The 16,878-nt window shown below is 24.0% G+C and carries 11 protein-coding genes and 1 pseudogene; 5 read left to right on the top strand and 7 right to left on the bottom strand.

The features are described 5' to 3' along the window. Window positions 1-498 precede the first annotated feature (498 nt). The 3 genes from mutM to rpmB form a co-directional block, all read right to left on the bottom strand. The gene (gene mutM, locus BOBLI757_RS03090; protein WP_046305314.1) at window positions 499-1,308 is read right to left on the bottom strand and encodes a bifunctional DNA-formamidopyrimidine glycosylase/DNA-(apurinic or apyrimidinic site) lyase; all 810 of its coding nucleotides are present in this window, start codon (window positions 1,306-1,308) and stop codon (window positions 499-501) included. A gap of 91 nt (window positions 1,309-1,399) precedes the next feature. After that, window positions 1,400-1,570 carry a 50S ribosomal protein L33 gene (gene rpmG / locus BOBLI757_RS03095; RefSeq protein WP_046305316.1) on the bottom strand — a complete coding sequence of 57 codons (171 nt, stop codon included), beginning with the start codon at window positions 1,568-1,570 and terminating at the stop codon, window positions 1,400-1,402. An 11-nt stretch (window positions 1,571-1,581) separates the two neighbouring features. Continuing rightward, a complete protein-coding gene (gene rpmB, locus BOBLI757_RS03100; protein ID WP_046305317.1) occupies window positions 1,582-1,830 on the bottom strand; it encodes a 50S ribosomal protein L28 in 249 nt (82 codons plus the stop codon). A 1,504-nt stretch (window positions 1,831-3,334) separates the two neighbouring features. Here rpmB and dut point away from each other — a divergent pair. The 5 genes and pseudogenes from dut to rpoZ form a co-directional block, all read left to right on the top strand. Then, window positions 3,335-3,793 (top strand): dUTP diphosphatase, encoded by a 459-nt coding sequence (gene dut, locus BOBLI757_RS03105; RefSeq protein ID WP_046305319.1) that lies wholly within the window; start codon window positions 3,335-3,337, stop codon window positions 3,791-3,793. A 346-nt stretch (window positions 3,794-4,139) separates the two neighbouring features. Continuing rightward, window positions 4,140-5,000, top strand: coding sequence for a YicC/YloC family endoribonuclease (locus BOBLI757_RS03110; protein ID WP_046305321.1), 861 nt, complete (start codon window positions 4,140-4,142; stop codon window positions 4,998-5,000). A gap of 666 nt (window positions 5,001-5,666) precedes the next feature. After that, on the top strand, window positions 5,667-6,092 hold the full coding sequence (locus BOBLI757_RS03115) for a MarR family winged helix-turn-helix transcriptional regulator (RefSeq protein WP_046305322.1): 426 nt from the start codon (window positions 5,667-5,669) through the stop codon (window positions 6,090-6,092). Between the two features lie 281 nt (window positions 6,093-6,373). After that, window positions 6,374-6,988 (top strand): guanylate kinase, encoded by a 615-nt coding sequence (gene gmk / locus BOBLI757_RS03120; RefSeq protein WP_046305324.1) that lies wholly within the window; start codon window positions 6,374-6,376, stop codon window positions 6,986-6,988. Between the two features lie 69 nt (window positions 6,989-7,057). Then, a pseudogene (rpoZ, locus tag BOBLI757_RS03125) lies at window positions 7,058-7,237 on the top strand (DNA-directed RNA polymerase subunit omega); the annotation flags it as partial. A 1,979-nt stretch (window positions 7,238-9,216) separates the two neighbouring features. On the opposite strand, the gene polA reads toward rpoZ, so the two are convergent. The 4 genes from polA to ubiB form a co-directional block, all read right to left on the bottom strand. Next, window positions 9,217-12,018 carry a DNA polymerase I gene (polA, locus tag BOBLI757_RS03130; RefSeq protein WP_203224897.1) on the bottom strand — a complete coding sequence of 934 codons (2,802 nt, stop codon included), beginning with the start codon at window positions 12,016-12,018 and terminating at the stop codon, window positions 9,217-9,219. A 401-nt stretch (window positions 12,019-12,419) separates the two neighbouring features. Beyond that, entirely contained in the window at window positions 12,420-13,046 is a 627-nt protein-coding gene (dsbA, locus tag BOBLI757_RS03135; protein ID WP_082087408.1) for a thiol:disulfide interchange protein DsbA, read from the bottom strand. Window positions 13,047-13,491: 445 nt separating this feature from the next. Continuing rightward, window positions 13,492-14,967: a 4-hydroxy-3-polyprenylbenzoate decarboxylase gene (gene ubiD, locus BOBLI757_RS03140; protein WP_144406199.1), complete on the bottom strand. Its 1,476-nt coding sequence runs from the start codon at window positions 14,965-14,967 to the stop codon at window positions 13,492-13,494. Between the two features lie 218 nt (window positions 14,968-15,185). Beyond that, window positions 15,186-16,817, bottom strand: coding sequence for a ubiquinone biosynthesis regulatory protein kinase UbiB (gene ubiB / locus BOBLI757_RS03145; RefSeq protein WP_046305330.1), 1,632 nt, complete (start codon window positions 16,815-16,817; stop codon window positions 15,186-15,188). Window positions 16,818-16,878: the final 61 nt, after the last annotated feature.

A 16,878-nucleotide genomic window follows, 5' to 3' on the forward strand; every position in this document is an offset into this window, starting at 1 on the left:
TATTTATTAATTAATATTTAAAAAATTGCTCATTAAAAACAAAAAAATACATGATTATAATAATTAAGAAAATTTATGACATTATTCAAAAAAATTATTTAATTTTAGAAAAATATTAAACTCATAATCTTATCTTAATCATTAATAAAAATAACATAAGCATCTATATCAAAACACACAACAAAACAAACAAAAATTTAAATTAAACATACATAAATAATTATAAATCTTCAACAAAAAAATTACTTACAACAAAATTGATTGTACATAATACTTAAAATAAAAAACATAATATGTAAGTTAACCATAAAATACCAAACATTCATCCTTTTACCTTGATCTTGAATAAAAAATTACTATAATGCATTCCCGTCAGTTTAAATTATTTTTTAACTAAATAAATAATGTAAAATAATTAAACAAATCAACCCACCAATTTTGTATAACACTCAATAATATATTCTTTATTTAAAAGAACAATATAATTTATAAAAAATATTACGATTGGCATTTTAAACAAAAAAAGGTACCTCTCCCACCATACATTTTATACTGTATATAATTACCGCATCTTAAACAAGGTTTACTTTTCCTTCCATATACTTGTATTTTTTTTATAAAATACCCCGGATAACCATTTGATTGTAAAAAATCACGAAAAGTTGTTCCTCCATATCTTATAGCACTAGACAACACTAACTTAATACTATTCGCTAATTTAATTGCTTCCTCTTCATCTAGCGATGACACCAAACGATAAGGTAAAATTCCTGCAATAAATAATGATTCATTAGCATAAATATTACCAATACCAGCTATTATTTTAGCATCCATTAACCACAATTTTATTAATTTATGTCTATCTCTAGATTTATTAAATAGCCAATGACCATTAAATTCACTACTCAAAGGCTCTATACCTAAAGTAATTAACAAATTAGTAACATATATATCATTTTTCCAAATCCAAAACCCAAATCTTCGAGAATCTGTATAACGAATAATACATTTATTACTTATCAAAAAATCTAAATGATCATGCTTTTCTGGATTTTGCCAAGTTTTTAATACCTTTAATCTACCAGTCATACCTAAATGACCAATAATCCAACCATAATTTAATTTAAACAACAAATACTTTGCCCTACGATATACATTAATTACATATTCATTTCTTAACATACAAATTTCATCAGACACTTGTACCCGTAAATACATTGTACGCACTAATATTTTATTAATATAATGCCCTACTATCCATGGATAGATACCCTTGTATGTAATTTCTACTTCTGGTAATTCAGGCAATACCTATATCTTCCTTTGTTTTTATATACAATATGATTTGTCATTAACAAAATAATAAAAAAGAATTAAAATATATTTAAAACATTAAACATTACTTCATCTTTTTTTCCCTATATAATACATATTTACGCACAATAGGATCAAATTTTCTTAATTCTATTTTTTCAGATTTTTTACGTTTATTTTTACTACTAGTATAAAAATGTCCTGTACTAGCAGAGGAAAATAAATAAATATTTTCTCGCATTTTTCCCCTACTCATATATCCACTCCTCATTCATAATGTACCAACCGACTTGATGTGCTGTGTAATTTTCGTAAAAACACTTCAATTCCTTTTTTATCTATCATGCGCATACCTTTAGCAGATACACGTAAAACTATAAAACGTTTTGCACTCATAACCCAAAAACGATGATAATGTAAATTGGGTAAAAAACAACGTTTAGTTGCATTCATTGCATGTGACCGTCTATTACCTTTCATTACATGCTTGCCAGTAATTTGACAAAATCTTGGCATGTTAAACTACTCCAAAAATATGTAATTTCAATAAAATATTATTAAAATAATGTAAAAAAAATCGAAATAACCATAATTAAAATACAACTAAAATTATAATGTTAAGTAATAACAACATCGATATATATATATATACTATAAAATTATTTCTTTAAAAATGTAATCACTATATATAATTACCATAAATTTTACTTTTAAAAACTACAACAAAAAACATATAACATTAAAAGTAAAAAAGTTAACATATTAACAAATTTTATAATATGTTAAATTGTAACAATGAGCATGACAAAATTAAAAATAAAAACATTACTTCAAAAAATAAACAAAAACACACTTACATCTATCAACATCTAAATTAATTTAACTTTTCATAAAAAAATATATATATATTACATAATAGTAAACTAACAACAAAATTATTTCATCACCCTTATATAAACAAAAACCTCAAGACAGTATTCTATCATGTTATTCAGATAACTTATAATCCATTTTACTACCTTTATCAAAAAAATAACAATACATATACAAATAACAAAAACCAAATAATCTAATTTGAACAGACTAAACGCTATTAATTTCTTAAATCTTTTTATAAAAAATTTTTTATAAATAAATCACATAGTTCTTAACATCATTATCAACAACAACCAACTAGTATTGCAAAAGTAACAAGCAAAAATGACAAAACATGTCACCATGTGACTTATCATCACTTTAATACAACTTGAAAATATATTCAAAACAAAAGAAATATCATGACAACTTCTAAATACAAACAATTAAGATGTCCACTAATGATATACAAAACCATCAATACATAACTTAAACAATCATTATATTAGACATGTTATTACTATTCTAAAAAAAATTAAAATCATCTGTATACGATAATTATTATCTATATTATACACCACATATCACAACACAATTAATCTTATCCAAGCATAATATAATGTTTACAGAAACGTAATTCTTGACAACAATAATAATCACTTAAAAAAAAACAAACAAACCTTACAATAAAACTAATTAATCTACCTCCATCTGACAAAAATAAATGTTATTAATATACTGAAAATACACAAAAATACTATAACCAACAAAATACATTATTAAATAATTCTTATAAAAAAAGCAATAATGAGTTATATGAACAATCATATATCAAAAAAAATAAAAAAATAATTACATAATAATCAATATAATTAAATCCTCAACTTTGTAATAATAAACATCAAAAAATTAACTTACTGCAAACAAATTCATATTTTTTTACACAATTTAGATTTACAGTTCATAACATTAAAATACACAAATTAAACATGCAACCAAATAATTAAACGTTATATATCTATATAATAATACTTTACAACTGATCACAAACTTATTAATAATTATATATTTTTCAAAAAAAATAAAAATCATGTTAATATCAATAAAGAAATATTAATTACCTTAACAAACACTCAAAAAAAAACAAAACATCAACAATATTATCATGAAAAAAAAAATAAATATAAAAATACTCGATAAACGCATAGGAGAACACTTCACATTCCCACATTATGCTACCACTGGATCTGCTGGTCTAGATTTGTGCGCATGTCTGAACAAACCATTAATAATGTCCCCAAAAATAACTTATTTAATTTCAAGCGGATTAGCAATATATATCAACGATTCAAAATTAGCAGCAATGATTCTGCCAAGATCAGGATTAGGACATAAACACGGTATTGTATTAGGGAATACTATAGGATTAATTGATTCAGATTACCAAGGTCCTATAATGATATCCCTATGGAATAGAAATACGAAAAAATATACAATAAATCCCGGAGAAAGAATAGCTCAATTAATCTTTATCCCAATCAAACAAATAAAACTTAATTTAGTAACCAACTTTAAAAAAAATCAACGAGGTGAAGGAAAATTTGGTCACTCCGGAAAATTTTAAATAATTATTAGTATTCTGTGATATACACGATATTTATAAAATATTTAACAAAAACAATACTACATAACATTTTTATATAATTTCTTAACCGTATCGTATATCAAATACGAGATTTTATTATATAATCTAACCAAGATAATAATTAATAACTTAAATAACAAAAATTACTAACAATATATAAATTTTTTGTTTTATCAAATAAATCAAAATAACTAAAAACACAACAATATCTATTATTAATCACTTATATAATCACGATATTTATATTGTCGCAATATTCTCGATATTTATAAAAACTCTATAAATATTTTCAATTAATATCCATAATAAATAAGGTCATTTTAAAATGGTATATAGTATGACTGCTTTTACAAAGAAACAAATAAATAACACATGGGGGTCTGCCGTTTGGGAAATACGTTCCGTTAATCAACGTTATTTAAATATTAATATTCACCTGCCAGAAGAATTTTATGAATTAAAAAATACTATCCATAACAATATAAAAAAATATATAACCCGTGGAAAAATTGATTGCATATTACAACTCAATATTAACCATTGCGACAATGATACACTAGAGATAAATAACAAATTACTTAGCAATATTATTAATTTAGCAAAAAAAATAAACAAAAACAACGAAAGAGAAATAGATCCTTTCAAACTTCTGTCTTGGCCAGGAATATTAGTGAAACAAAAAAATAACTCAAATAACATTCAATCAGAATTGCTTGAATGTTTCAATGTAACAATAAATGATTTTATACAAATCAGAGCCAAAGAAGGATTTGCAATCAAAGATATGATTACAAAAAGATTATTTACCATAAAAACAAAATTAATTAATATACAACAAGAAATACCTAAGATACTCATTGAAAAACGTAAACAACTATTAAAAAAAATTGAAAATATACAAATTAATTTTGATACAAATAAATTAGAACAAGAACTATTTTATTTTATTCAAAGAATTGATATTGCAGAAGAAATTGACCGATTAAACTTTTATATACAAGAAACACAAAACATTTTATCTAAACATAAACCTATAGGACGTAAATTAGAATTTTTAATACAGGAACTAAATAGGGAAATAAATACTTTAGTATCAAAATCAAACAGCACTACTATTACAATGACAGCAATAGAAATAAAAGTATTAATTGAACAAATACGTGAACAGATTCAAAATATAGAATAACAACATTCTACCATCATAAAATTACGAAATATTAACTATAATAATAATTTAAATTTTTAAATTATTTTTATCAAAACAACTAATAATAAATAAAATAATATTTTTTGACAAAAAAATATTATTTTATTTATTATCTTCTCTAAAATACAGCAAAAAAATGATTAAAAATTAATTATATTTTATTTATTATATAAAAATTATTTTTTTTATTTTATTATTAAATAAATTTAATAAAACATTAATAATAACAAAATATAAAAATTACATTAATACAAACAATTTTTACATATAATCAAACAACATTATAAAAAAATAATAAAAAATATATATATATTTTTTTATTTAAAATATATTTTTTATTACAACATCCTTATTTTAAATTTTATAAAACTTATATAAACTTAGATAATCATATTTTATTTAAAAAACGAACTATCAAAAATAGAATACTGAAGAAATACAAAAAGTATAATTTCTGAAATACTTACTGTAAATATTTAAAAATTTTTATAACCAATATGGAGAACTAAATTATCAACAAAATGCATCTTAATCAAACTTAAACTTTAAAGCTAACACAGATATTATGAAAAAAATTTCTTCATTACTTACAATAATAAAACATATAATTCAATTTTCAATTTATTATCCAGAGATATTAAAAAAATGAATCAATCTACAGATATTTCCAGCATAGTGGAATCTTTATCACGTATTTATCATCACTTAAGAAAAGAAATTAATAACCAACTAATAAACGAAGGTCTATCAATATCAAAAATGAAAATTTTACATCTTATAACTTCTGATAAAACTAGTGCAACAGACATTAAAAATTACATGGGATTTTCATCACGTACAATAGTTACTGTACTTGATATATTAGAAAAAGAAAAAATGTTGAAAAGACAACAAAGCCAAACTGACCGTCGTATTAAATATGTTAATATTACAGAAAAAGGACGCGAAAAACTACAAATTGCTGAAAAAATTCACAAAAACATATTAAACAAAATATTTGAATCTTTATCACAACAACAACTACAAAACTTCAGTGAAATATTTAATATTCTTGAAACTCAAAAGAAATGATATATTATAGTTACATAAAAACTTAAAAATAATACTTAAAATATTTAAAATTCAAAATTAATTATACACAATAAACAAATAATAATGTTACCAACAAATGTTCCTAAAATATAATAGATTGTTTATTTATATATAGTATATAGTATCATTTAATGGTATAATTAAATAGTGAATCAAAATACTTTAATAAAAAGTTCTTTGATTTTTGTTGAACATAGCTATTATTTAATAGCTATGTTCAACAAAAATAACATACATAAAAAAATAAAAAATATTCTTATATGAACAAAGGTATTCTATATATAATTTCTGCTCCAAGCGGCACAGGAAAATCTACTTTAATAAACTCACTAATCCAAAAAAATACATCATTCTTAAATATCCATATGTCAATATCTTACACAACCCGTAACATAAGACCAGGAGAAATAAATGGAAAACATTACTATTTTATCCCAATATCAAATTTTAAAAAAATGATTGAAAAAAAAGTTTTTTTAGAATATACACAAACATTCAACCACTACTATGGTAGTTCCAAACAATCTATTGAATCCGCTTTAAACAATGGAATAAATTTAATATTAAATATTGACTGGAAAGGAGCGCAACAAATTCGCAATACATCGATAAAAACATGCAGTATTTTTCTGTTACCACCTTCAAAAAAAGAACTAGAACGTAGATTACGTAATAGAAATCTAGATAATGAAAAAATGATAATCAAAAGAATTAAATATGCCATGGACGAAGTAAAACACTTAGAAGAATATGATTATTTAATTATTAACGATAATTTTAATTCTGCACTAAATAACTTAAAACACATAATATGTGCTGAAAAACTAAAAATTCTACATAAAAAACCTATAATAATCAATAAACTTATTAACTAAAATCAAAAAAATAAAACAAAAAAAACAAGAATCAATTTTTATTACTTTGTAATGGAGAAAATAAATTTAATGGCACGAATCACTGTACAATACGCAGTAGAAAAAATAGGTAATCGATTTGATTTAGTACTAATCGCCTCACGACGCGCTCGCCAAATACAGCTTGGATTCGAAGAAGCATTAGTACCAGAAGAAAATGATAAACACACTGTAATTGCTTTAAGAGAAATTGAAAAAGGTTTAATAAACAAAATAACTAAAATTTAACTATATACACATCACTAATCAAATAAACAAAACATAACATAAATTATTAAAAACATCACTTTATGTATATAATATATACACCAATAAAAAGCAACCTATATTTTCAACATATCCTTTCTAAAATTCTAATAATCCTCATATATTTAAAATGCATTCAAAATCAATTCAATATAAAATAACAAACAAAATAAAATATACAATAATCCTTATTAACTTTACACTACAACATAACCATAAAATTTATTTCATATCCTTATACCACTATAATCAAAAATTAATACAATAAAAAATTATAAAATATTTAATTTCATAAATTCATGAAACAAATATATATTACTTACAGTAATTTATAACATCCCAACTATATCCACAATGACAAATATTGAAACAATCATAACAATATTCTAAATAAAAATAAATAATATACATCTTAAAACTCTTATCATTCATAAAAAACAATAAAATAAACCTTAACAATTTAAAATTAACTGACACTATAAATAAAAAACAGTATATCACTTATTACTATACTATATTTATCACACAAATAAATAACTGTTTAAAAAAATAAACAATCCTTGATTATTCTTCCTACATTATAAAAATAAAAAAATTAAAAAACACAATATAATTCTAATACCTAATATCACCAGCTACTATGTTATAGATCCATTAAAACAAAAAACAACTATTATTCTCTGTAATGTTCTCAAAATCCAATACATTACAACAACATAAACAATCCAAAATTTCTATAATTAAACACACAGAAAAAAATCTTAAATAAATCTAAAATTACAAAATATTATACCATTTAAACTGAAACTAAAATGTTTATTCTTTAAACGATATTCATTGCAAATCAAACGAACCAAAATCCCGCATATTGATTGAATCACATTAAAGATACGTGAAATAATAGTCAAACCTACAACAAAAACAACAATCATAAATCCACAAAAAAGGATATACACCAACCCTTTTGTTTCATCTATTCATCACAAAATTTACATTCCTTGATATATATTATTATAAATAAAAATAAAATTAAACATAAAAACCATATCATCATGAAACATGCTAATCCCGAACAAAATAAAAATACCATATGTTTTTTTTATAATACCCTTACCAAAAAAAACCAACAAAACACAGATTTATAACTATGCAACACACAGTACAAAACATATATTGAGCAAAACAAAAATTCTTTTGCTAAAATTTATCTTCATGGAAAATAATAATTAAAACACACATTATCACATATTTTATGTAATACAAAAATAACATTAACCTTTTTAACTAATAACTAGCATAAAAAAATATCTCAAACAACATTTTTTTACATCAATAAAACCTAAAACATACAAAAACATTCAATACTATAATAAAAACAACTACTAATTTTCATAAACACCTAATTCCCAAATTTAAAACACCAACAATTTTATCAAATTCTAATCAAATTCACCCTAAAACAATTAAATTACACAAATATCCGATCTACTTTACAATCAAATCATATTAAGATATTTGTTTATCTTATCCTTAAGTTAATCCTCATCTAACTGTTACAACATTACTCACAACAAAATATAAATAAAACAACAAAATAAAATCTATCCTAGATATTCTATTAATTAAAATTTATACTCTTTATCTTAAAAAAATTACTAAACTATCAACTATAAACGCTTACCTAAAATAGTATTAAATCATTTAAATAAAAATCAAAAATCTTTACTTTACAACAAAAAAACACGTATCGATAAAAATATCAATTCTTATATCTCACTTATTGCGTCAAAAAAAAATCAAATTAACAAAATTCAACATCTAAACCCATAAGACTTAAACTATAATATAGTATATAAATATAGAAAAATAACTCATCATATCTAATGATAAATAAAAAAAATAAATCAAATATTTCAATTTAATTTTATGTTAAAAATTTAACCTTAATGCAACTGACCCCAATTCTTTCCAATACTAACTTTAACTCTTAATGGAACACTTAACAAAAAACACGTCTCCATAAGATTTTTAATATAAATAACAGCATGCTCCATCACATCACACCGTATTTCAAATACCAATTCATCATGTATTTGCATAATCATACGTATAGGTAATAATTCTTTTTGCACCCAGCTATCAACAGCAATCATAGCCCTTTTAATAATATCAGCTGCTGTACCCTGCATAGGAGCATTAATAGCTTTTCTTCCAGCATTTTTCTTATATTTATCATTTCCTGAATAAATATTTGAAATATATAATTTTCTTCCTTCTATAGTAGTAACATACCCATTAAGATTAGCTTGAGTACAGATATATTGCATATATTCTTTTACACCAGAATAACGTTTAAAATAAAGATCAATATAATATTGGGCTTGAACACATGTTACAGATAATTGCTTTGCTAAACCAAAAGCAGTCATTCCATACAATAAACCAAAATTTATTGTTTTCGCATAACGACGTTGCTTTACAGTAACTTTTTCTAAAGGAGTAGCAAATATTTCCGATGCAGTAATACAATGCACATCCTGATCAGAAAGAAAAATATCTGTTAATACTTTATCTTTAGACAAATGAGCCATAATACGTAATTCAATTTGAGAATAATCAATTGATACTATCAAAAAATTAGTAGGAGCAATAAATGATTGACGAATACGCCGTCCATCATCGCTTCGAACTGGAATATTTTGTAAATTAGGATTACTTGATGCAAGTCGTCCAGTAACTGTCATTGTTTGATTATAAGAAGTATGTATACGTTTAGACTGTTGATGAATCATTAACGGTAATTTTTTAGTATAAGTAGATCTTAATTTTACTAAATTACGATATTCTAAAACAATTTTAGATATCGGATATCTTGAAGATAATTCACTCAAAACTTCCTCATTAGTGGATGGATGACCTTTAGGAGTTTTTCTTAAAACTGGTATTTTTTGTTTATCATATAAAATTTTTTGCAACTGCTTTGTAGACGATAAATTAAATGACTCATTAACTAATGAATGAGCTGTAAGTTCTAATTTAGAAATACGAGTCATTAATTCTAAAGAATAAATATCAAGAATATCTTTATCGATTAAAACACCAGTACATTCCATGCGTGATAACACAGGAATTAAAGGCATCTCTATTTCTTTAAATATTTTTTTTAAACTTAACTCTTGTGCAATTTTAGGCCACAATTTACAATGAATTTGTAATATTACATCAGCTCTCTGAGCCAAAGCTAAATATTCTTCTTCACTGAGAACACTACTTAACAATATTTTACTATATTTTTTTTCTTTAAAATTTTTCTTAAAATAAAGAATATCTTTAATTAAATTTTGATCAACAACATTTACTAAACCATTAATACTAGAAAAATTATATAATAAATACATCTCAACTATAATATCAAAAATCTTAACATATAAATTGATATTATATCGTTTTAATATACTACAATCAATTTTTAAATCCTGACCAATTTTACTTATACTAGGATCTTCAAATATAGACTGCAACGACTTAAAAATTTGTATACGATCCAATTCATATACATTATTATTAATATTAGTATAATTATCTAATATAGGTAAATACGCGACTTCTCCTAAATTTACTGATAAACACATTCCTACCAAATTAGCTGTTAAAATATCTGCATTATCTATTTTAATATCAAATGAAAAAAACTTTGTACTACGAATATCAATAATTAACTGATTAAATAATCGCATATTATAAATTATTTGACACTTGTTCTTAGATAATAACTGTTGATCTTTATTTAAAGAACTTATAACAGCAATATTCGGTACAAATAAAGGTGATGTAATAGCATTTTTACATCCAACCAACCATTTATTATTTTGAATATCCTTCAACCAACGATTAAATTCATAACGTTGAAACAATGATATTAAAATTTCTATATTAGGTTTAAATAACGATAATTGACGATAATGATTAATGCCCACCGAAATATCAGTTTTAATAGATGCTAATTTGTATGAAAGAAACGCCATTTCCTGATGATTCTTTAAATTAATTGCTATACTTTTAGCACCACGCAATGATAAACTAGATATCATATTTAAACGACGGTATATCATTTCTAAACTACCAAAAATATGTAATAGAGTACAAGCCGTTTTTTTACCTATAGTAGGTACACCAGGGATATTATCCGACAGATCCCCTACTAAAGATAAATAATCTACAATAAATTTAGGATACACACCAAATTTTAATCGTACGGCTTCTGAATTTAAGAGAATATTTGATGAAAAATTAACTAAATTAATTCTAGTTGAAACCAATTGAGCCATATCTTTATCATTACTACTAATTACTACATCTCTTCCAAGATTGGCAAAAAATAATGCTAAAGTACCTATAATATCATCACCTTCTACATTAGGAATACTGATCAATGGTATACCCATGGCTGTAATTAATTTACATAATGGTTGAACTTGAAGACATAAATCTATTGGCATACTAGGTCTGTGAATTTTATATTTTTCAAATAATAATTTACGAAAAGTTTGTCCATAACTGTCAAATACTACCACCATATAGTTTGGCTTATATGAAACCAATACTTTTTTTAACATATTCAATACACCATATATAACCCATGTTGGTTCTCTATTAGTATTGGTTAAAGCAGGATAAGCATGGTAAGCTCGATAAAGATACGATGATCCATCTATAATAATCAATAATTTTTCATTATTAAACATGATAACTATGAATAATTTACAAAATTATTTCAATATACAATAACACAAGCCAAATAACAAAAAAAATTCACAACAAATAAACTATTTTATTTGCTGAATCTTTAAATTATAATTAACAATAATTATTATATAATAATTCAATTATAACTAAATTAAATTAACATAAAACATTTTTAAAAAACAAAATAAAAAATAAATATATTTCATGAGTGATAGATAAATAAAATAATACAATATTTACACATTTTTTTATATTTAAATATCATTCACTATAAAACTTATATAATTTTATGGAACATAAAGACAATAATTATAAATCCATTAAATGATATTATCAAAACTATATAAATATCATATATTTATTTAATAATATTTTTTTAAAAATTACGAACAATTAACTACTACTGCGCGATCAATAAGCCAATTAATTCAATAAATTGTTTAATATATATATCTATTGATGAAGTATCCAAAGCATCATGTTTTATCATATACTTACCATTAATAAATATTGATGGTACACCACGCAATTGAAAATCAGACGCTGCCTGTTGTTGTGTTAATATTAAATTTTGTACTGAACAACTATTCCAAAATAAATCAAACTCTTTAGAACTTACACCAGATTTTAAAAAAACAGTACGTATATCCTCAACAGACTTAATAGATCGTTCTCTATGTAAAGCTTCAAACATTAATTGATTAACTTTATCTTCTATTCCTAATACTATAGCCATTGCCCACGCATGAGTCAATTGCTGACCTATTTGACCTAAAAAATCTACATGGTATCTAACAATTTTAATATTATCTGGTAAAAATTTTTTTATACTACTAAATATATGATAAACTTCTTCAAACTGATAACAATGAGGACAATAAAAAGAAAAAAACTCTAATATTTGAGGTGCATTATCAACCGGTCTATTAAGTTTTGTATATTGTTGTCCCTCATGTATAATCATTGAAAATATACTAGATGACCAAATAACACCTAAGATAAATGATAATATTTTTCTTTTCATCATATAAAACACCTATACATCAACACACAACTATTACAATTGATGGAATTTTATTTTATAAAAAACATAAAATAAAACTAATAAACAATCCATGCATTGTATTATTTTATAAAAATATTTTTATTATTTATTAAAATATAAAAAAACAATACATTACCAAGTATCAAAGATCGCATTTACACAAATTTAAGAATAAATAAATTCACATAATTAATTTTATCAACAATTTATTATTATATCTAATCAATAAATAATTAAATATACCAAATTACTTTATTGTATCTTTATAACAAAAAAAATATTTCAAATAATACTAATAAATTTAAACAATACATAATAAGTACAAATCTCTACTTATGAAAAATTTTTTAAAAATTATCATAACTAAATAAACATGACATAAACTAATATAATAATATTTATTAATACACATTTACCTATTCAACTATTATTTTATAATTGCTAATATATCCCAAATTTTGTCAATATAAACACGCACATTATTATCCATCTCGATTGGAATGCCCCATTCGCGTTGAGTTTCACCTGGCCATTTATTCGTTGCATCCATTCCTAATTTAGAACCTAAACCAGAAATAGGAGAAGCAAAATCAAGATAATCAATAGGCGTATTTTTAATAATAACAATATCTCGGTACGGGTCTATACGTGTACTAATTGCCCATATCACATCCTTCCAATTACGAATATTAATATCATCATCACATACAATAATAAATTTAATATACATAAATTGATGCAAAAACGACCAAATACCCAACATTATCTGTTTAGCATGACCCAAATAATGTTTTTGTATTGCTACTAATGCAATTCTATAAGAACATCCTTCCGGAGGCAAATAAAAATCTATAATTTCAGGAAATTTTTTTTGCAAAATAGGTATAAAAATTTCATTCATTACCATAGCAATCATAGAAGGTTCGTCTGGAGGTCTTCCAGTATAAGTAGAATGATAAATAGCATTACGTCTGTGAGTAAGATGAGTAACAGTAAATACAGGAAAAACATCAGTTGTGTTATAATAACCAGTATGATCACCAAAAGGACCTTCTGTTGAAGTATTATCTTTTTCAAGATAACCTTCTAATATAATTTCAGAATTAGCCGGAACATCTAAATCACATGAAATACATTTTATTACTTCAGTTTTATAACCTCGAAACAACCCTGACAAAGCATATTCTGATAAAATATTGGGAATAGGCACTACCGCAGCTAAAATAGTTGCGGGATCTGCGCCTAAAGATACTGCTATAGGAAATTTTTTATTGGGATAGCATTGAATCCATTCTTTAAAATCTAACGCTCCTCCTCTATTAGGTAACCATCGCATAACTAGTTTATTTTTGGCTAAAACTTGCTGACGATAAATACCAATATTTTGTCTTTGTTTATTTGGACCACGAGTTATGGTTAGACCCCAAGTAATCACTGGAGATACGTCTCGAGGCCAACAATGCATAATTGGGAGAGAACTTAAATCTACATTTTGATCTTGATAGATTTCTTCTTGACAAGGAGCTGCATTCAAACGCTTTACTCCCATATGAAAAATATGACGAAACTTAGGAATTTTATCTAACAAATCACGTAGTCCTTGAGGTGGCTCAGGTTCTTTAAGAAACGATAATAACTTTCCTATATCACGCAAATATGTAATATTATTATGATAACCCATTCCAAGCATTATTCTATTAATACTACCAAATAAATTACATAATACAGGCATAAAATAACCCTTGGGACGTTTAAACAATAATGCAGGTCCTTTAATTTTTAAAGTACGACTAGCAATTTCTGTCATTTCCAAACAAGGATCAATTAATAAATTGATTATTTTTAAATCACTAGACTTTTCTAAAATTAATAAAAAATCTCGTAAACTATTATTATTAGTCATTAATATTTTATAAAAATATTCAAAAAAATAAATGTATTCCATTAATAATATTAATATATTATATAATACTCGAAATTACTAAATAAAATAAAACAATATCGGATCGCTATATAATAATATATTTTAATATATTAATTAAATTAAAAACATTTTCTAAGACACTGTCAATATTCATCACAATATTTTTGTGATGGCTGATAATATATTTTATCAAAAAATCATATAATTTTTTTCCAACCAAATATCCAACTTATTAATCCAATTAATATAAAACAAAAATTTAACATCTTCATATTTTGAACTAATAAAAAAACACCAATAAAAATTAAGAAAAACCCAATACCTAATAAAAACCATACTTTTCTCTGCTTAACACGATGAATATTTAATTCAACTGTTAAATGATCTATTGTTTGATGTAAAATTCTATAATTGCTTAAAATATCATATATTAATCCAGGAATTTCTGGGATTTTTTCAATCCAATAAGGAGCTTTTGTTTTTAAAGTACGTAAAAAAAATGATATACTCGTCTGTTCCTTGAGCCACTTTTCTAAAAAAGGCTTAACTGTTTTCCATAAATCTAATTTAGGATATAACTGCCGTACCATTCCTTCAACATATAATAATGATTTTTGTAACAATACTAGTTGTGGTTGTACCTCCATATTAAAATGTCGAGCTGTACTAAATAAATTCAACAAAACATTACTAAATGAAATATTTTCTAAAGTCCTTTCAAATAAAGGCTCGAATACCGTACGAATAGCACCTTCAAAATCTCCAATATCAGTAGACGGAGGTGTCCAACCTGAAGAAACATGTAATTCTGCAACTTTTCTATAATCTCGGTTTAAAAAAGCAATAAAATTTGCAGCTAAATAATATTTATCTTCTTTACTTAAAGAACCTACAATACCAAAATCAATACTAATATATTTAGGATTACTTGGATTTTCACAATTCACAAAAATATTCCCAGGATGCATGTCTCCATGAAAAAAACTATCACGAAATATTTGAATAAAAAAAATTTGTAAACCACGCTCTGCTAATAACTTCATATCAGTACCCTGTCTTTGTAATGAAACCAAATTATTAACAGATACTCCATTTATACGCTCCATAACCATCATATTTTTATTGCAATAATCAGGATAAACTTTAGGTATATATAATATAGAACTATTTTTAAAATTACGTCGAAATTGAATAGTATTAGACATTTCACGAAGCAAATTTAATTCATTATAAATAATTTTTTCATATTCTACTACAACTTCCACAGATCGTAATTTATTACCATGTAAAAAAAACTTAGGAATTAACTTAGCTAATCTATACATTAATCTTATATCAGCTTTAATTATTGGTAAAATATCTGGACGAATAATTTTGATAATAACCTCTTCACCGTTTTTTTTTAATTTAGCACTATGCACTTGAGAAATAGAAGCTGAAGCTAAAGGCTGTTCTTGAAAATCATCGAACCATATTTCCAATGGTTGACCCATAATTTGTTCGATATATGTTCGCATGAGTATACCATTACAAGGTTTAACTTGATCCTGTAAAATAGCTAATTGATCAGCAATAAGTGACGGAAAAATATCTCGACGAGTAGAAAGCATTTGACCAAACTTAATCCATACAGGACCAAGTTCTTGTAATGCTAAACGCAAACGTTCACCAAACAATAATCTTTTGCGTTTATTAGATATTAAAAATAACAATTTACACCATATTCGTAATGGTAAAATTAATTTATCTGTGGGAATATACTCAATCAAACCATAATTAAACATTACGCGAATAATAAAATATAAACGGTAACATTCATTAACAATCATTTACATCACTCCTACATATCTGCCTACATATTTATGGCAGCATCCTTCTCAAAAGAATATA

The organism is Blochmannia endosymbiont of Camponotus (Colobopsis) obliquus, from assembly GCF_000973545.1.
Taxonomy (GTDB): Bacteria; Pseudomonadota; Gammaproteobacteria; order Enterobacterales; family Enterobacteriaceae; genus Blochmanniella.